Origin of the sequence: Pseudoalteromonas sp. APC 3893, from assembly GCF_030408095.1 — a bacterium.
Taxonomy (GTDB): Bacteria; Pseudomonadota; Gammaproteobacteria; order Enterobacterales; family Alteromonadaceae; genus Pseudoalteromonas.
The window spans coordinates 38,153-54,378 of record NZ_JASDCD010000013.1 but is presented as its reverse complement, the minus strand read 5'-3'; the positions used below and the strand labels follow the sequence as shown (position 1 = coordinate 54,378).

The following is a 16,226-nucleotide window of genomic DNA, read 5'->3' as shown; positions in this document are numbered from 1 at the left end:
CGAGAAACACAATGACCGACTTTCAATTAGACAACCAGCATAACGCTATTATTGTCATCCCTAGTCAAATGCCAAACGACGACGATTTTGAGCTGTGGGCACATTTATTACTACATCTGCCAGAGCTTAAAATAGCTGAATTTGAAGCCGGTGCAGATCGCCATCAGTTACGTTTTAACTACGAACAGCAAAACTTCAATTTGAACTTTGAACATTATAGTAATAGTGTGTGGATAAACGGTGAAGGCACCGAAGCTGAGCATTTACTTGCGGCACTCACACATTACTTTCTTACAAATATGCAACAATGAACTAGACATACATAATTAGTTAGTGTGTAGTGTATACATACTAAAAATTCATGTTAAAGGGTTTAAATGGTCGTTAACTGGTATCGAAAAGCATTACTGCTTAGCTACTGTAGCATGGTTCTATTTAGCTCTTTTATAAGGGCTAGTTCTATCGAAACTAGCGGATGTAGTAATCAACGAACGGTTACCCCTGCAGAACAAAATTTGCGCCGCCAACTCGAAGGTGATGAGCGACTTCCGAAGAAAACAGCGAGTGCTAAAATAGCAAGTATCAATTTAGATCAGCTCAACGTATTCAATACCCAATTAGAAGCAGAAAACAACGCGCTGTTTAGATTCGCCAATCGCGTCCATATGACGACAGAACCAGATGTAATAAAAAATATATTGCTCTTTGAGCCAGGTGACGAATACCACCCCAAAAAGCTTTCAGAATCAGAGCGCCTTTTACGCAAGCAAAGCTACTTATACGATGCAGATATCAGTGCTGAACTTAACTGTGATGGCGACATAAATGTCAATGTTGCTACCCGTGACTTATGGACATTACTGCCAGAAATAAGCTTCAGTCGCAGTGGCGGGGAGAATAAATCCAGTATAGGCTTTAGAGAGTCTAATTTATTTGGTTGGGGTAAGCGCCTGTCTATCTCTCGCACCAGTGACGCTGATCGCGATGGCTATTTATTTGTGTATGACGACCCTAATATTTTCTCTAGCCGCTACCGTGGTCGTGTAGAGTATTCAGATAACGACGATGGAAAACGTCATCTATTAGAATTGACTTACCCCTTTTATTCAATTGATACACCTTATAGCTATGGCCTTGTTAGCTATTCAGATCAACGTATTGAATCTCTCTATAAACGTGGTGAAGTATTTAGTGAGTTTGACCAAAAAACCGATTACAACCAATTGCACTTTGGTCATTCAAAGCAATTAGGTAATAGTTGGACGCAACGTTTAAGTGTTGGCTACATTTTTGAAGAACACTCATTTAATGCCATACCAGCGACTCATACACCACTGGCCGAAAGCCGAGATTTGAGTTATCCCTATGTCAGCGGTCATTGGTTTGAAGATCATTTCATTAAAGTGCGCAATTTCGACAGCATTTACCGCACTGAAGATTTAAACCTCGGCTGGAATGTAAAAGGTTTAATAGGTTACTCCAGCGAAGAAATAAGCGACGACGATAGCCGTGCTGTGTATTCATTTAATGCTAAAAAAGCTCACTTTAGTGGTGACAACACCCTATGGCGTTTTTATGCTAGCCTGGATGGTTACTGGAACGAACAACAAGGAAAAGTCGAAAACCTGTTTGCCACCAGCCAAATGCAATATTATTTAAATACCAGTTTTGAGCAATCTTGGTACGCTAAAATACGTCTTGATTACGCAAAGAACCTTACACACGATAAACAGCTTAACTTAGGTGGCGATAACGGCTTGCGAGGTTACCCCCTTAATTACCAGCAAGGTGATCGAAGCTTTTTAATCAACTTGGAAAAACGCTATTACTGGGAATACGACTTACTGCAATTATTTAAGGTCGGTGGTGCTGCCTTTGTTGATATTGGACGCGCATGGTTCGAAGATAAACACAATGGCGCCAACGGACAAGTTTTAAAAAATGTAGGCTTGGGTCTCAGACTTGCGCCGAGCCGTGCAAATGCAGGCACAGTGATCCACTTAGATATAGCAGCTCCGATTGATAGAAATGATGATGTTGATTCTGTGCAATGGTTGGTAACTGTTAAAAACTCCTTTTAAAGGCTGCTAGAAAGGCTAAAATAACTTAACTGTGCAACTGATTTGGATAAACTGTGGAATTACTTGATATTCTTAGTATGCAATATAAATGGGTAGTAACCTTAGTTGCCTTATTAACCTTTCCTTTACTGTTAAAATTCACCAAAAAATTACTCGAAAAAACCATCAAAGGTAAAGTCGATGTACACCGTAAATACCGTGCAGAGCTACTACTAAAAATTATCTTAGCGATTGTGATGATTTGTTTAGTACTGGTATTTTGGGGCATTGAATTACGGGGCTTGTTAGTACTAGGCTCTTCATTGTTTGCAATGCTTGGCGTCGCTTTATTCGCTGCGTGGTCATTACTGAGTAATCTTACTTCATTTTTATTGATGTTTATTCAAAACGACTGTCGAGTGGGTTACTGGGTACGAGTCATTGATGGTGCTAACTTTGTTGAAGGCCGTATTGTTGAAATGGGCTTGATGAATGTTGTATTAGAACATATTGATGGCCATCGTGTTATTTACCCTAATAACCTATTTGTAACGCGCCCTGTTATGGTTTTAAACAAAGAGCCCAAACCGACGAAGCCCGCTGCAATAAAAAGAATCTTAGGCCCTAAAAAACCCTAAACTTAAAAGGCGCTTGTCAGTCACCCAACAAACGCCTTATTACAGCAGATTTAATTAATTATTTAGATCAGCTGTTTTTAATTCGTCATCCAAATCATTAATACCATCTATAAAGGTTTCGAGCTGCTGTTCAACTAAGCTATTTGCATGGGCAAAATAAGCAATATGAAACACCGCATCCCCTTCATTTACCAATGGCATTGTTTGCTGACCAATAATAATTCCACTACGCGGCGCTAGTAACTCTAGTTCAGAATCACCTAAAGGGCTACTAATATAAGCTAAGATCTGCCCTTTAGTGACTCTTTCTCCTAGCGATACTTGCGCACGAACAATACCATCAACCTCTGCGCGCACCCAACTAGTTGAACTTGCGATAATCGGCTCTGGTAGCTTTTTCGCACGTTTCCCTCGAATCATTTTCAAGTGACGCATCACATAATCGACCCCTTGCATACCTGCAGCAATGGCAATGGGATCAAACCTAAGCGCTTCACCCGCTTCATAGGTAATAACTGGAATACCTAAATTAGCCGCTTCACTACGTAAAGAGCCATTACGCAGTGAAGCGTCAATTACCGCTGGCGTGCCAAATGCTTTGGCCATTTCAGCCGTCGCTTCGTCGCTTAAGTTTGCCCTTATTTGCGGCAAATTAGTTCTGTGTATAGCGCCAGTATGCAGATCAATAATATGGGTGCAATGTACGGCCACTTGCGAGAAAAACATATGCGCCATACGACCCGCTAATGAACCGCGAATAGATCCTGGAAAACTGCGATTCATATCACGACGATCCGGTAAATAGCGTGACTTATGAATAAACCCAAAAACATTAACAATAGGCACAGCAATTAAGGTTCCACGTAATTGGCTGGCATCAATTTTAGCAAGTAACTGGCGTACAACTTCAACGCCATTTAGCTCATCACCATGTATGGCAGCACACACCATCAAAACAGGACCTTCTTGCACCCCGTTGACTACTTCAATAGGGATATTCAACGGCGAGTGGGTATAAAGCTTTGCCGCTTCTAATGCCAGCGTCTTGCGCTCTCCTACTCCGACCGTTTCACCTAATAAAGAGAAAGCACTATTAATTTTAACCTTTGCCACGAGTTGCGGTTCCTTTTGTTGCAGCGGCTTTTTCAATAAAATCGATCACCATGCCTGCAATATCTTTACCCGTTGCGACTTCAATTCCCTCAAGGCCAGGAGATGAGTTTACCTCCATCACTAACGGACCACGAGATGAGCGCAGTAAATCAACCCCAGCAACATTTAGACCCATTGCTTTAGCAGCAGCAACCGCTGTTTTACGCTCTTCGGGCGAAATACGAACCAAAGTAGCGCTACCACCACGGTGTAAGTTTGAACGGAATTCACCTTCTTGCGCTTGGCGTTTCATTGCGGCGATAACTTTGTCACCCAATACAAAGCAGCGAATATCCGCGCCGCCGGCTTCTTTAATGTATTCTTGCACCATGATATTCGCTTTTAAGCCCATAAATGCTTCAATCACACTCTCGGCAGCTTTACGCGTTTCAGCCAATACAACACCAATACCTTGTGTGCCTTCTAATAACTTGATCACCACTGGCGCACCGCCAACCATCTCAAGTAAGTCTTTTACGTCATCAGGCTTACTAGCAAACCCTGTTACCGGCATGCCAACGCCTTTACGTGATAATAACTGTAATGAGCGCAATTTATCGCGAGAACGTGAAATAGCCACAGATTCATTCACAGGAAATACATTCATCATTTCAAACTGACGTAAAACAGCACAACCATAAAATGTAACCGATGCGCCAATACGTGGAACAATCGCATCAAAATCTTTTAAATTTTCGCCACGATAATGGATCTCCGGTTGCTCAGAGTTAATATTCATATAACAACGCAAGGCATCGATGACCTTTACTTCATGGCCACGTTGCTCTGCGGCCTCGATTAAACGACGCGTTGAATACAAATTTCTGTTACGAGATAAAATACCAATTTTCATAGTTAAAACCTTAACTACCTAATAAATGAGATAAAGCCGGATCAACGACTATGCGATTTTCCATTGCTGTACGCCCTAGTAACATTCTAAACTTCATATTTGAGCGACGAGTAAGCGTCACATCAATAGGCCAGCTGTTGTTACCTGCATGGAGCATGGTTTCAATAAAGTAACGTAATTGGCGCTCTCCACTAGAGCTGGTGACATACTTTATTTTTTTTACTTTTGCTTCACATACCACCTCGGTATGTTCGTCACTTTGCAAAGGTTGGACTATAAATTTCACCCATTTCTCACCTTCACGATCAAATTCTTCAATATTAATGGCATGTATACATGACGTACGGGCGCCCGTATCAACTTTGGCTTTAATTTTAGCTATACCAAGCTCAGGTAAACTGAACCACTCACGCCAACCAACTGTTATTTTTACCGTCATAAATGCGCCCTTTAATAAAAAAATGACTTATACGCGATTGCCAAATAAACACCAACGAAATAAATTACTCTTATCGATAAAAAACTTTAATTGACCTGTTCTTAACTATAGTCAACTATATTCATCATAAAGCATTAATGGAAATCTTCTATGTTCAATGGCTTACTTCACGCAGTGCTACTCGATGGAAAAGGCGGTGCACGCACACTAGACACTAGTAGCACTCTTGATAATTGGCAACCGCAGCAAGGAAAACTTTGGCTGCATTTAGATTACTCTCAAGATCAAGCGGTTGACTGGCTAAAAAACAGCGGGCTTTTAACTGATTATGAATTAGAATCATTGATAGCCGATGAAACTAGACCGCGCCTAAGTAAAGCGGCTAATGGCTCGATGTTATTTTTGCGCGGCGTAAACCTCAACCCCGCACAAAGCCCTGAAGATATGGTGTCACTGCGTCTATTTATTAATGACGATATTGTGATCACAACTCGTAGGCGTCGCTTGTTATCTGTACAGGATGTACTGGAATCATTGATGCAAAACGATGGTCCATGTAATATTTCTGAATTAGTGTGTCATCTAACACAAAATTTAACTTCTCGAATGCAAACTGTGATTGATGAACTCGACGATACTTTAGATATTTTTGAAGGTGAAATTGATGAGCCAACAAAGCGCTTCGATAACCAAGGTTTATCACAACTACGCAGACAAACTATTGCTTTAAAACGATACTTACGCCCACAAAAGGAGGCACTAAGCTCGCTTGCAACTAACCGTTTTACATGGCTGGAAGAAACCGATAAAGCAAAACTAAATGAAACCACTAACTTGCAGGTGAGATACCTTGAAGAATTAGATAGTGCGATTGAACGCGCCCAAATTATTCAGCAAACAATCACCAATCAAGTGTCAGAGCAACTTAACCAGCGTATGTATGTAATGTCTGTTGTTGCCGCGTTATTCTTACCGCTAGGCTTTTTAACAGGCCTGCTCGGCGTTAACGTGGGAGGGATCCCGGGCACTGATAACCCGTATGCGTTTAGCGCATTTGTAATATTTTTAATCGTGCTTACTGGCGGTATTGGCGTTTATTTTAAAAATAAGCAATGGCTTTAATTTTATCGAGGCGGACTTTATGTTCGCCTTGAGGCAATTCCAACAACAAAAACTCTCCCAGCCCTTTATGGTTTTCAAGGTTAATCGCTTTACCAATTAGAGTTTCATCGTCAGTTGTTGTAATTGTGACCTCAGCTTGCTGTATACAAAAAAGCTCAAACTGATCGTAATCACCACACGCTATTGGTTGATAAGCCATAATTGATCTCAAAAGAGTAAAGTTAAAGTATAACAAAGGAAATTAGATGATATATGAGAAAAGCAAATGGCGCTCTCGGCAGGAATCGAACCTGCAACTTAGCTTCCGGAGAGCCACGTGATATCCATTTCACCACGAGAGCACATTTGTTGCCGCCACACCGACTCGCGATATCGATGCTTTAGCACGGGCAATAATAAAGATATCTTCACCGAAATGCTAGCATCTGTTGCTTATATGCCTATTTATTACACTAAAAATAATAATTTACTTCACAACAACGCAAAAAACAGCTATTAAATAATACTGAACAAAAAATAATAACCATTTTATAACATATATCAGGTTATGAAGCCTTCTTTTATAAAATGGCTAAGCACGAGGAAGTAAATCTATGAGTTTAATGTCAACCGAACAAGTGGCAGAGTTTTTAGGAGTTAAAGTAGAGCGTGTTAAACGCCTAGCAAGAGAGAGTTTACTTATTGCTAAAGGCGAAGATGCCAATGGTGAACCACAATTTGATACTGATGAAGTAGCTAAGTATAAAGAGCTAGCGGCACGATTTGGTGGTTTATAGCCAAACTCTTTACTATGTGACTTGCTGGGTTATTTAAGTAAATACTCCAGCTGCTTATCCAATATCTCAACTTTTTCATTCACTCCACGCTCGTGGTACCAACATATACACAACACTAAAAACACCACTTGATAATGTTTCAGCTTTTCTATTGAGAAGTTAAACGACTGCCCTTTGGCTAAACAGCGCTGATAAGTATTAAGTAACGCCATTTTTTGCTGAAGGTTTAACTCAAAACTAACCACTAGTGCAGCTAAGTCAAAGTAAACATCATTGCTTTTAGCGTACTCAAAGTCGATTAAATACATACCCGATGAGTTAGTGATAATATTCTCTTTGACCAAATCATTGTGACAAAAACCATTGTCTCTAGGTTGACTATAAATATACTCAAGCGATGCCTCAACGGTTTGTTGATAGCCTTGGTAGAGTACGCTGTTACGGTAATAATCAAGCTCGTACTTTATATCCATAGGCTCTGTTGACACAGTATGCTGATGTAGACATACCAACTTGTTGATAAGCTTTGCGGTGTAACTACCTTGTGCTATATCGCCCTCAATATATTCAAAAATAGCGAGCCTGTTCGCTTTATCAGCCCAAATTGGCGCGGGGCAAATTTGGAGTGCTGCAAATCTAGCTTGTGCATCTAACCCAACCTGTGGCCAATGATCGCGATAACATTTTAGTAAGTAGGCGCTGCGGTCTGTGCGCACTAAAAAATTGTCATTACTTAATCCACTGTGTAAACGTTCACTGCTTAGAATATTCAGCTGAGGGTCAAAAGCGCTAAATATAGCGCTTATTTTATTCATAGTCATAGCTAGTCTTATAACTGTGCTAATGGCTTAGCTTGGTCTTGTTCGTACTCTTCGTACCAGGTTTTAAAGCCCCACGCTGCCATAATGGTGTAGAACACAAACAAGGCTAGCGTTGGGTAATAGCCCTTTTCGTAATATAAATACATTGATGCAGCATCAATGACTATCCAATATAACCAATTCTCAAGCACTTTTTTAGCCACTAAATACGTCGTCACCACGGCAAAACAAGTGGTAAAGCTATCTAGATAGGCAAAGTCTGCATGAGTGTAGGTCGTCATGATATACCCAAGGATAAGGGCGACAAGTGAAGTAATAGCAATAATAACTAGGTGCTGATTTAGGCACCATGAGGTTATTGCCAACTCATGTTTATTTGCTCCCCCCTTACGCCACACTAACCAACCATAAACGGCCATGTACATATAATAAAAGTGCAGTAACGACTCCATTAATAAAGCACCGTTCCAATACATAATGGTATAAATTAATGTACTAAAAAATGCCGCGGGCCAACACCAAAGGTTTTCCTTGATAGCTAGTAACAGATAGGCCATAGACAACGCCACCGCGATATATTCCCAATGCGACATTGCAGTAAAGCCTGCCAGAGTTTGATTTATAAAGTCCATTATTGGCTCACTAAGGTATTAATGGTTATTCAGGAGAAAGATCGCCAGATAGAAACTTACAAACAAAAATCGCTTTACCAAATTCTTCATATGAACGCTTTATTTCGGTATTCAGTACCGACATAACAAGCTCATAGTCACCAAATATTTGAGTTGATAGCGTATTAGTGATGACTTTTAAATCATCATACGTATTTAAACGGTCAATAAACCCTTTAATAAATGGAATGTAGTCTTGGTGCAGTGGGTATTTACTGATCTCTACAGATAATTTCATTGTTAATTGTTTCCATCACTAAAAATAGTGTCGCTATTGTAACTCGGCGTTGCTTACAAGTCATTCAAAGGTAGAGAGGATGGCAAAGAAGGTGTAAAATCAGTTTAATTTAGTTTTCCTTTTGAGCATCTCATGGCACGACGCATTACCTACACCTTTAAAAACCAACCTCGTGAAATAAATTTTGCTAAAGATAAATACCAAGATATGTATCAAGCAATCGCCGCGGCTGAAGGCATCGATTTAACCAACTATTTAAATATGGTACGCCAAATTGAAATGACGTCTAAGGGTTCTGCAGCGGTACGTAACTTTCGCGATCAAGAGTTTGCTCGAATGGGCTTTGCTGATATCTACTTTATTAAAGAATAGTATTAATCAAGATACTCGTAGCTTACTCGTGGGGTTATATTACACAGTAACTCATAAGGGATAGTCGTTGCACATTGCGCTATCTCTTCAACAGGTAATTCTGGTCCCCACATTACGACCTCGTCACCTACTTTGATATTGTCGCTATTGTTGCCTATGTCCACACTTATCATATCCATAGATACATTACCGGCAATGCCATAGCGCTTATCGCCAATTACCACAGGTGTGCCATGCTTTGCATGACGAGGATAACCATCGCCATAACCCATTGCAACTACAGCAAGTTTAGTTGGCGTGTCACTTTTCCAACGCCCGCCATAGCCTACGCATTGCTGTACATCTACATCACGAATAGCAATAACGCGGGTAGTTAAACGCATCACAGGTTTTAACCCATGATCACTGCCTATTGCGCCTAACATAGGTGATACACCATACATCATCAAACCTGGGCGCACCCAGTCACCATGACTATTAGGCCAGGCGATTATACCTGCTGAATTTGCTAAACAATGTGCTTGTTGCTTGTCTGCAACTAACGTATCAAACAAAGCAATTTGTTTTGCTGTTTTGCTGTCACTAATATCATCTGCACATGAAAAGTGAGTCATTAAATTAATGCAACTCTTGGCGTTTTTGGTGGCACTTAAACGCTGATAAAAATCATCTAATTGCTCTGGCGCAATTCCTAGTCTATGCATGCCGGTATTTATTTTTAACCAGCAACTAATTGGCGCATCAAGTTTTGCTTGTTCAAGTGCGATAAGCTGATTTTCGTCGTGAATTATTGTTTGGAAATTATTAGCTAATAAAATGGGTAAATCATCAGGATGAAACACCCCTTCTAACAACACAATAGGCTTTGTAAGGCCACCAGCGCGCAGTGCTAATGCCTCGTCAATTCTTGCTACGGCAAAGGCATCTGCATCATTTAAATGCTGTGCTATTTTAACTAAGCCATGGCCATAAGCATTGGCTTTTAATACTGCCATCACTTTACTGTTAGGCGCAAAATGCTTCACTTGCGCAAGGTTATGCGCAAGGTTAGTTAAGTTAATTTGGGCGACAGCTAAACGCATTAGTATTCATCATCAACGGCTGGGCCCGCGTAATTATCAAAACGCGAAAATTGCCCTTGGAAGGTTAAGCGTACTTTACCGATTGGGCCGTTACGTTGCTTACCAATAATAATCTCAGCGATGCCTTTTTCTGTACTGTCTTCGTTATAAACTTCGTCACGGTATATAAACATGATCAAATCGGCATCCTGCTCGATAGAGCCTGATTCACGTAAATCAGAGTTGATTGGGCGCTTATCTGCACGTTGCTCTAGGGTACGGTTAAGCTGTGATAACGCGATTACAGGGCATTGCAGCTCTTTAGCTAGGGCTTTTAGTGAGCGAGAGATTTCAGCAATCTCTAAAGTACGGTTATCCGATAAACTAGGCACTCGCATCAACTGTAAGTAATCGACCATAATCATACTAATACCGCCATGATCACGGGCAATACGACGTGCTCTTGAGCGTACATCAGTTGGCGTTAAGCCTGATGCATCATCAACATACATTTTGCCTTTTTCCATTAACAAACCCATGGTTGACGATAAGCGAGCCCAATCTTCATCATCAAGTTGGCCTGTACGTACTTTGGTTTGGTTAATACGACCAAGGGATGCCAGCATCCTCATCATTATTTGTTCTGAGGGCATCTCTAGTGAGTAAATAAGCACGGGCTTGTCTTGCGTCATCGCGGCGTGTTCGGCTAAGTTCATCGCAAACGTTGTCTTACCCATCGATGGACGTGCTGCCACGATAATTAAATCTGACGGCTGCATACCGGCAGTCATTTTATCTAAGTCAGCATACCCGGTACTTACCCCTGTAACACCATCTTGCGGTGATTGATAAAGCTCTTCGATTTTATCAACGGTTTTTTCAAGTATGTTATGAATGCTTTGCGGGCCTTCGGTACTTTTAGTACGTTGCTCGGCAATTTTAAATACTTTGCTTTCTGCAAAGTCGAGCAAATCATGGCTTGTTCGCCCTTCTGGGTTAAAACCCGCCTCTGCAATTTCATTAGCCACACCAATCATTTCACGAACAACAGCACGTTCTCGAACGATATTGGCATACGCGTCTATATTCGCTGCGCTTGGGGTATTTTTCGCGATTTCAGCTAAATAAGCAAAACCACCAATATTACTCAATAAGTTCTTTTTCTCTAAACTCTCAGAAATCGTGATCAAATCGATAGGATCGCCTATTTCTGCAAGCTCAACCATGGCTTCAAAAATAAGCTTATGGGTACGGGTATAAAAGTCTTGCGAAACGACTAATTCAGCAACACGGTCAAAGGCTTGATTATCAAGCATTAAGCCACCTAAAACAGATTGCTCTGCTTCAATGGAATGGGGAGGAACTTTAAGGGTGTCGACTTGTTTATCTGGTTTAGCCATAACTTCGCAATACTAACAGTGAATAGCCCTATTCTATCGACTTGCTGGGGTTGTGAAAATAGCTAAGCAGGAATTCTTTTCCTGCTTAGCCTTTTGAAGACTTTATGACTAGTTATGTTTTTTCAATTCAATGCGCCCGCTTATGGTATCCATTTCTACATCTGAATTACCACCATTGATACTAAACTCGAGTTCGCTAGCCGGGCCATACTTCGCCTTGTTCACTTTATCTGAACTTAATTGGTTGATAATTTTACCATTAGCATGGGCTTCTATTTCGAACTCTGCAGAAACATCCGCAGGAAAATAAAACTCTGCATCCCCACTGACTGACTCAAAGCGAACATCTGCTTTATCAAGTAGACGATTAATACGTACTTCAGCCTCGCCATTAACCGTGTTGATACGTAACTTTTGAATAGTATCAAGGGTAAAGTCGATATCTCCATTAACATTTTCTAATCGTACATTTTGTGCTTTCGACGTTGATTTAATATCACCATTTACAGCTGTAAAACGTAATGTGCCTTGTGAGTTTTTATCGTTAATTTCACCGTTCACAGTTTCATAACGAATATCACCAATTAAGTTTGTCGCATTGACATCGCCATTAACCGTTTCAACGCTTATATCCCCCTCAATAGCAGATAGAGTAATATCACCATTAACTACATCAATCTCTGCTCCATTGCTTAGCTTGCTCGCGATAACATTTACATTCACGCCAGATAACTCTAACTCACTACTGTTAGGCATGAAAATAACCAGTTCAGAGCCATCTCCACTATTCCAACCAAAATTACTGCTACGTGGCATTTTTACAATAAACTCAATACGATCTTCTTCAACTTCAAGGCGGTAACCTTTAGCTTTATCATCAAGTTCACCACTAATTTTAAGCTCAGCTTTATCCCAACCTTCAACACGCACGTCCCCACGCTGGTTATCAATAAAAATACGTTTACTAGCTGGTACGCTAATTTGTTCATCGATTTTTTGTCCTGCGGTTGCCATCAGTGGCAATAACCCAACTGCAAAAATTAATGCTTTCATTTTCTACTCCTAAATTGTTTGCCACTTAGGTGCATGCACCTTATTAATTAAATCTAATTGCTGTTGATAAACTTGCGCTAACATACTTAACAATGCTGAGTTATTAGGTTCATTTTCAAGCGCTTGTTTTATTGCGCTTTCAGCTTCTTCAAGTTCACTCAATTGTTGCTGCCAATTATCTGTAACCGCTGGGCTACCTTCGTATTGCACCAGTAAACTTTGTTTTTGCTTTGCAAAAAAATCACTCATTGCCGCAACACTATTAGTCTGCGGTGTTTTTATAAATAACTGCGCAGTCAAAAGCGCTGCTACGGTACAGGCTGCAATAGCGGCTAGTTTATTCCAGCCGTTTTTTACTGGTTTAGCTGCTTCAGATTTTGCCAGTGCTCTTTCAACACCAGGCCATAAATCTTTCTCAGGCGTTAGTTCATGCTTTGTGTCATTTAATGACTGGGTTAAAAACTGCTCGAAATCTGGTTTATTCATTTTCATACCACTCTTTTAATAACTGCCTTGCACGATGATATTGTGATTTACTTGACCCAACTGCCATACCTAACATGGTTGCGATCTCCTCATGGCGGTAGCCCTCTATAGCATGAAGAACAAACACCATTCTCGCTCGCTCTGGTAATCTTAAAACTAGTTTATCTAACCCATTTAGCCCTTGGCAGTCAGCGGTGCTTTGCTCATCCATACCACTTTGTTCAAAACTCACGACCTTTTGCAGCCAGTTTTTATGCTTGCGCAAATAACTAATCGCAATATTGCTAGTCACGCTATGCAACCAAGTGGAAAACTGCGACTGCCCTTCAAAGCTCGCTATTTTATGCCACAGCTGCACAAACACTTCTTGGGTGGCATCTTCGGCATGCTCTTTATCGGCAAGCAACCGCAAGCACAAGGCATACACCCGCTTCACATGTAATGTATATAGCTGAGCATACGCCTGCTGATCGCCACTTTTTACTTTCGTAATAAGCGCATCTTCAGAGTTTGACGTAAAAGCCTCTTTTGCATCTATCAACATCGCTGATGTTGTCCCTTTATGATTGTTATTCTAAATTTAGTGTATACCCAAGTACTATGGAAATACGATTTTCAGAGTTTTTATGTTTCTTGAATAGTTAGACGTGCGCAGGTGGTAAAAAGGTTTAAATGGAATGAAATTTTTTAGTTTTAAAAAAATACGGCTAACTTAAAATTTAGCCATTTTACGGAATTTATTTAAATTTTTGATTCAACCGGTTCTTCGATGCTTTTGTTAGGAACTTTATACGACCAACCAAGAAAAACTAACTTTGCATCTGCTGTAGTCCCCCCGCCGCCCACATTTGCTAAGCTCATGTCGTGATGAATCCCTCCATCCCCTGAGGCTGTGACGGTTTTACCTCGAATCGACCCACTAAACCCACCATTAGCTACTACGTTAACATCTGTTTTAGGCGCATAAATTGCTGCATATAAATCTGAATTAGCACTAATATCTATCCCATCAGGCCCAGTAAACCCCGAGTAGATACTAAACACAGGCTTTCCAGACTCAGTTAAACCGTGCTTCATAGTAATTGCTCCATCATCAGCACTCATTGAAACTGTACCTGAAATATAAAGAGTTAAACTACTATCTACGGCAATATCAATGAAGGAGTCACCTGTCATAATAAAATCACCACTAACAATTAAAGTAACATCACCACCTGTCACCTTTAAGTTGCCGTTATTTAGAGTGAAACTTCCTGATCTAAGTACTTTTTGGTCAACTTGCTCGTTAATTGTAGCCAGTTGATAATTCAGCGTTGCCGGTGGCTCTCCTAACCAACTTTCCCAAGTGTAGCTCCCAGGATTCGCTATTTTAGATTGGCCAATTTCAGGTGCTAACTCATAAATCACTCGAGTTTCGGGCTTGCCAACAACTAAAGTTGTGGTGCTGTGCTTAACTACAATATCTTCGGCTGTTGGGTCGATTAGATCATTTACAAGGTTTTCAATATCAATAGGATCGCATTGTACTTTGCTGGCTTCGAAGTTATCAGGATCTTGATAAGGCACCAATTCGACACCTGGCGATTGCTTAAACTTAGCATCAGAATATGCAATACCATCTTGCTTTAAGTGTTCAGCTAAGCCCGCTGGCGCTTTTAATGTATTACCATACATAACATCAAGTGGTTCATTATTTTTATTTACGAGGATTGTGCTTGCACTATTATTTGGAAAAATTAAATCGTTATTAGCGCGAACAACCCCCAGTATTTTCCCTTGCTTCCATATTACGTCACCTGCCGATAATACATCGCCGCCCACAGCTGTATCTAAAGGAAACCCTTCAGGTAAAAGTGGATCTGTAGACACCGTAAAATTAGAGTCTATAGTGATATTATTATTCGCGCGCAATGATCCCGTAATGGGTGATGAGCCACTGAAAATAATACTCCCCGTTGCATGAACGCTCCCCCAAATAGTCGAGGCGCCAGATAACGTCACGTCTTTGTCTTTATAAAGGGTGCCAATTACAGCTGCGGCTTCTGCTTTATCAGCTTCATACTCGCCTAAGCTCGAATCGTAGCTATCAATGCGGCCGCTAGCACTGAGTGACACCCCCTCACAACCCACGATTGCATTTTCAAAAGGAGAGCCTGCTTTACTAGGTGAGAAGCCAAACCGTGCAACTAAATTACTTTGTGCATCACCATTATAACGCTGTCCAAGACTGGCTATTTCAAGCTCACCGACGGCATTTTTAGATATAGTGGCATTATAAGTTGCATCATCACCAATCAAGCCAACACCAGTAGCACTGCCTGTTGCTGCAATTAAGCCATCAACGTCTAAACTAGAGTCTGCGTCTAAGGCTTGCTGTAATAATTTGGCTTCTTCAAAAACACCTTTTTCAGCAAGCAATCGGCTATTCATTTTCTTTTGAAAATTACCGCTCATGCGCTCTTGAACTATATTTTCACGTAATGAATTTAGTACCACAATACTTGCCATGCTAGTCAGTATAAGTACCGTTATAAGTGTAAAACCATGTTGTTTGTTATTCACTTACACTCCCCCAAAGGCATTATTTAAAATCACATTAGATACAGCGACATCAATTTTAATTGTATTACCAAACTGCGCTGGTAAGTTTTCAGGGCCAACATTAATGCTGACCAAATTATTATTAATTGAAAATGTTAACGCTTTAACTCCTGTTAAAAGTCGCTCAGCATCTGCGGCTCCGAGTTTGCACATCAAATTTTCTTCCTGCAAACTGTAAATCTCATCAACAGCCGCAGCAGACACCTCTCCAATACAAGTGATAACACCTGTAGGTTGTTTAATAGTGATACTCAAACCATCTGCTGAAACCACCGGTAATTCGGGTGTTTGCTTGATACTACGAGTAAATACTTTGCTGCTATACCGTATTACTTCTTGTGCATTTTCCAGCTCTTTGCTCACCATAATCGTGCCTTTTATTGCAGAGTAAGACAGGCTTACCCCGGCTAATAAAAATGCTCCCGCAGCCAATGCAACCATTAACTCAACTAAGGTATAACCTCGATTACTTAGACCTGTCAC

Annotated in this window: 20 protein-coding genes and 1 tRNA gene; 6 read left to right on the top strand and 15 right to left on the bottom strand. The window is 40.7% G+C overall.

The window, feature by feature from the left end:
* Positions 1-11: 11 nt before the first annotated feature.
* The 3 genes from QMA12_RS14635 (at position 12) to QMA12_RS14625 (ending at position 2,698) form a co-directional block, all read left to right on the top strand.
* The gene (locus QMA12_RS14635) at positions 12-311 is read left to right on the top strand and encodes a DUF3630 family protein (protein ID WP_087531136.1); all 300 of its coding nucleotides are present in this window, start codon (positions 12-14) and stop codon (positions 309-311) included.
* A gap of 114 nt (positions 312-425) precedes the next feature.
* Positions 426-2,081, top strand: a complete 1,656-nt coding sequence (locus tag QMA12_RS14630; RefSeq protein ID WP_290210493.1) for a BamA/TamA family outer membrane protein — start codon at positions 426-428, stop codon at positions 2,079-2,081.
* A gap of 53 nt (positions 2,082-2,134) precedes the next feature.
* Positions 2,135-2,698: a mechanosensitive ion channel domain-containing protein gene (locus tag QMA12_RS14625; RefSeq protein WP_254911131.1), complete on the top strand. Its 564-nt coding sequence runs from the start codon at positions 2,135-2,137 to the stop codon at positions 2,696-2,698.
* A gap of 54 nt (positions 2,699-2,752) precedes the next feature.
* Here QMA12_RS14625 and QMA12_RS14620 read toward each other — a convergent pair whose 3' ends face one another.
* Genes QMA12_RS14620 through QMA12_RS14610 form a run of 3 tightly spaced genes read right to left on the bottom strand, consistent with a single transcriptional unit; the run spans position 2,753 to position 5,142 of the window.
* Positions 2,753-3,811: a succinylglutamate desuccinylase/aspartoacylase family protein gene (locus QMA12_RS14620; RefSeq protein WP_290210446.1), complete on the bottom strand. Its 1,059-nt coding sequence runs from the start codon at positions 3,809-3,811 to the stop codon at positions 2,753-2,755.
* Entirely contained in the window at positions 3,798-4,703 is a 906-nt protein-coding gene (gene rimK / locus QMA12_RS14615) for a 30S ribosomal protein S6--L-glutamate ligase (RefSeq protein ID WP_087531138.1), read from the bottom strand. The genes QMA12_RS14620 and rimK overlap by 14 nt, the downstream gene beginning before the upstream one ends.
* 10 nt (positions 4,704-4,713) lie before the next feature.
* Positions 4,714-5,142: an ATP-dependent zinc protease gene (locus QMA12_RS14610; protein WP_290210445.1), complete on the bottom strand. Its 429-nt coding sequence runs from the start codon at positions 5,140-5,142 to the stop codon at positions 4,714-4,716.
* Between the two features lie 150 nt (positions 5,143-5,292).
* On the opposite strand from QMA12_RS14610, the gene zntB reads away from it, so the two are divergent.
* On the top strand, positions 5,293-6,264 hold the full coding sequence (gene zntB, locus QMA12_RS14605) for a zinc transporter ZntB (protein WP_290210444.1): 972 nt from the start codon (positions 5,293-5,295) through the stop codon (positions 6,262-6,264).
* Here zntB and QMA12_RS14600 read toward each other — a convergent pair.
* Together QMA12_RS14600 and QMA12_RS14595 are read right to left on the bottom strand one after the other, a co-directional pair.
* On the bottom strand, positions 6,242-6,463 hold the full coding sequence (locus tag QMA12_RS14600) for a Rho-binding antiterminator (RefSeq protein ID WP_290210443.1): 222 nt from the start codon (positions 6,461-6,463) through the stop codon (positions 6,242-6,244). The genes zntB and QMA12_RS14600 overlap by 23 nt on opposite strands.
* A gap of 67 nt (positions 6,464-6,530) precedes the next feature.
* A tRNA-Arg gene (locus QMA12_RS14595) sits at positions 6,531-6,605 on the bottom strand.
* A gap of 252 nt (positions 6,606-6,857) precedes the next feature.
* Here QMA12_RS14595 and QMA12_RS14590 point away from each other — a divergent pair.
* Complete coding sequence (locus QMA12_RS14590; RefSeq protein WP_087531142.1) at positions 6,858-7,040, top strand: helix-turn-helix domain-containing protein; 183 nt, start codon at positions 6,858-6,860, stop codon at positions 7,038-7,040.
* Positions 7,041-7,069: 29 nt separating this feature from the next.
* On the opposite strand, the gene QMA12_RS14585 is transcribed toward QMA12_RS14590, so the two are convergent.
* Genes QMA12_RS14585 through QMA12_RS14575 form a run of 3 tightly spaced genes read right to left on the bottom strand, consistent with a single transcriptional unit; the run spans position 7,070 to position 8,770 of the window.
* Positions 7,070-7,861 carry a phosphotransferase gene (locus QMA12_RS14585; protein WP_290210442.1) on the bottom strand — a complete coding sequence of 264 codons (792 nt, stop codon included), beginning with the start codon at positions 7,859-7,861 and terminating at the stop codon, positions 7,070-7,072.
* A gap of 8 nt (positions 7,862-7,869) precedes the next feature.
* On the bottom strand, positions 7,870-8,493 hold the full coding sequence (gene pnuC, locus QMA12_RS14580) for a nicotinamide riboside transporter PnuC (RefSeq protein ID WP_290210441.1): 624 nt from the start codon (positions 8,491-8,493) through the stop codon (positions 7,870-7,872).
* 25 nt (positions 8,494-8,518) lie between these two features.
* Complete coding sequence (locus QMA12_RS14575; RefSeq protein WP_087531145.1) at positions 8,519-8,770, bottom strand: hypothetical protein; 252 nt, start codon at positions 8,768-8,770, stop codon at positions 8,519-8,521.
* A 132-nt stretch (positions 8,771-8,902) separates the two neighbouring features.
* On the opposite strand from QMA12_RS14575, the gene QMA12_RS14570 reads away from it, so the two are divergent.
* On the top strand, positions 8,903-9,142 hold the full coding sequence (locus tag QMA12_RS14570; protein WP_087531146.1) for a DUF2960 domain-containing protein: 240 nt from the start codon (positions 8,903-8,905) through the stop codon (positions 9,140-9,142).
* Between the two features lie 2 nt (positions 9,143-9,144).
* Here QMA12_RS14570 and alr read toward each other — a convergent pair whose 3' ends face one another.
* From alr to QMA12_RS14535, 7 genes are all read right to left on the bottom strand, one after another.
* Positions 9,145-10,224 carry an alanine racemase gene (alr, locus tag QMA12_RS14565; RefSeq protein WP_290210440.1) on the bottom strand — a complete coding sequence of 360 codons (1,080 nt, stop codon included), beginning with the start codon at positions 10,222-10,224 and terminating at the stop codon, positions 9,145-9,147.
* Positions 10,224-11,603, bottom strand: a complete 1,380-nt coding sequence (gene dnaB, locus QMA12_RS14560) for a replicative DNA helicase (RefSeq protein ID WP_087531148.1) — start codon at positions 11,601-11,603, stop codon at positions 10,224-10,226. Before dnaB ends, alr begins: the two co-directional genes overlap by 1 nt.
* Before the next feature lie 108 nt (positions 11,604-11,711).
* Positions 11,712-12,656 (bottom strand): DUF4097 family beta strand repeat-containing protein, encoded by a 945-nt coding sequence (locus QMA12_RS14555; protein ID WP_087531149.1) that lies wholly within the window; start codon positions 12,654-12,656, stop codon positions 11,712-11,714.
* 9 nt (positions 12,657-12,665) lie between these two features.
* Positions 12,666-13,148, bottom strand: coding sequence for a hypothetical protein (locus tag QMA12_RS14550; RefSeq protein WP_176372485.1), 483 nt, complete (start codon positions 13,146-13,148; stop codon positions 12,666-12,668).
* Positions 13,135-13,686, bottom strand: coding sequence for an RNA polymerase sigma factor (locus QMA12_RS14545; protein ID WP_087531150.1), 552 nt, complete (start codon positions 13,684-13,686; stop codon positions 13,135-13,137). The genes QMA12_RS14550 and QMA12_RS14545 overlap by 14 nt, the downstream gene beginning before the upstream one ends.
* Positions 13,687-13,883: 197 nt before the next feature.
* Positions 13,884-15,704 (bottom strand): hypothetical protein, encoded by a 1,821-nt coding sequence (locus QMA12_RS14540; RefSeq protein ID WP_290210439.1) that lies wholly within the window; start codon positions 15,702-15,704, stop codon positions 13,884-13,886.
* Complete coding sequence (locus tag QMA12_RS14535) at positions 15,705-16,226, bottom strand: prepilin-type N-terminal cleavage/methylation domain-containing protein (RefSeq protein WP_290210438.1); 522 nt, start codon at positions 16,224-16,226, stop codon at positions 15,705-15,707.

Bases quoted from the DNA above. Each gene is read 5' to 3' on its own strand.
- QMA12_RS14635 (WP_087531136.1), top strand. From the start codon at position 12: ATGACCGACTTTCAATTAGACAACCAGCATAACGCTATTATTGTCATC.
- QMA12_RS14630 (WP_290210493.1), top strand. From the start codon at position 426: ATGGTTCTATTTAGCTCTTTTATAAGGGCTAGTTCTATCGAAACTAGC.
- rimK (WP_087531138.1), bottom strand. From the start codon at position 4,703: ATGAAAATTGGTATTTTATCTCGTAACAGAAATTTGTATTCAACGCGT.
- QMA12_RS14610 (WP_290210445.1), bottom strand. From the start codon at position 5,142: ATGACGGTAAAAATAACAGTTGGTTGGCGTGAGTGGTTCAGTTTACCT.
- zntB (WP_290210444.1), top strand. From the start codon at position 5,293: ATGTTCAATGGCTTACTTCACGCAGTGCTACTCGATGGAAAAGGCGGT.
- QMA12_RS14600 (WP_290210443.1), bottom strand. From the start codon at position 6,463: ATGGCTTATCAACCAATAGCGTGTGGTGATTACGATCAGTTTGAGCTT.
- QMA12_RS14590 (WP_087531142.1), top strand. From the start codon at position 6,858: ATGAGTTTAATGTCAACCGAACAAGTGGCAGAGTTTTTAGGAGTTAAA.
- QMA12_RS14585 (WP_290210442.1), bottom strand. From the start codon at position 7,861: ATGACTATGAATAAAATAAGCGCTATATTTAGCGCTTTTGACCCTCAG.
- pnuC (WP_290210441.1), bottom strand. From the start codon at position 8,493: ATGGACTTTATAAATCAAACTCTGGCAGGCTTTACTGCAATGTCGCAT.
- QMA12_RS14575 (WP_087531145.1), bottom strand. From the start codon at position 8,770: ATGAAATTATCTGTAGAGATCAGTAAATACCCACTGCACCAAGACTAC.
- QMA12_RS14570 (WP_087531146.1), top strand. From the start codon at position 8,903: ATGGCACGACGCATTACCTACACCTTTAAAAACCAACCTCGTGAAATA.
- alr (WP_290210440.1), bottom strand. From the start codon at position 10,224: ATGCGTTTAGCTGTCGCCCAAATTAACTTAACTAACCTTGCGCATAAC.
- dnaB (WP_087531148.1), bottom strand. From the start codon at position 11,603: ATGGCTAAACCAGATAAACAAGTCGACACCCTTAAAGTTCCTCCCCAT.
- QMA12_RS14555 (WP_087531149.1), bottom strand. From the start codon at position 12,656: ATGAAAGCATTAATTTTTGCAGTTGGGTTATTGCCACTGATGGCAACC.
- QMA12_RS14550 (WP_176372485.1), bottom strand. From the start codon at position 13,148: ATGAAAATGAATAAACCAGATTTCGAGCAGTTTTTAACCCAGTCATTA.
- QMA12_RS14545 (WP_087531150.1), bottom strand. From the start codon at position 13,686: ATGTTGATAGATGCAAAAGAGGCTTTTACGTCAAACTCTGAAGATGCG.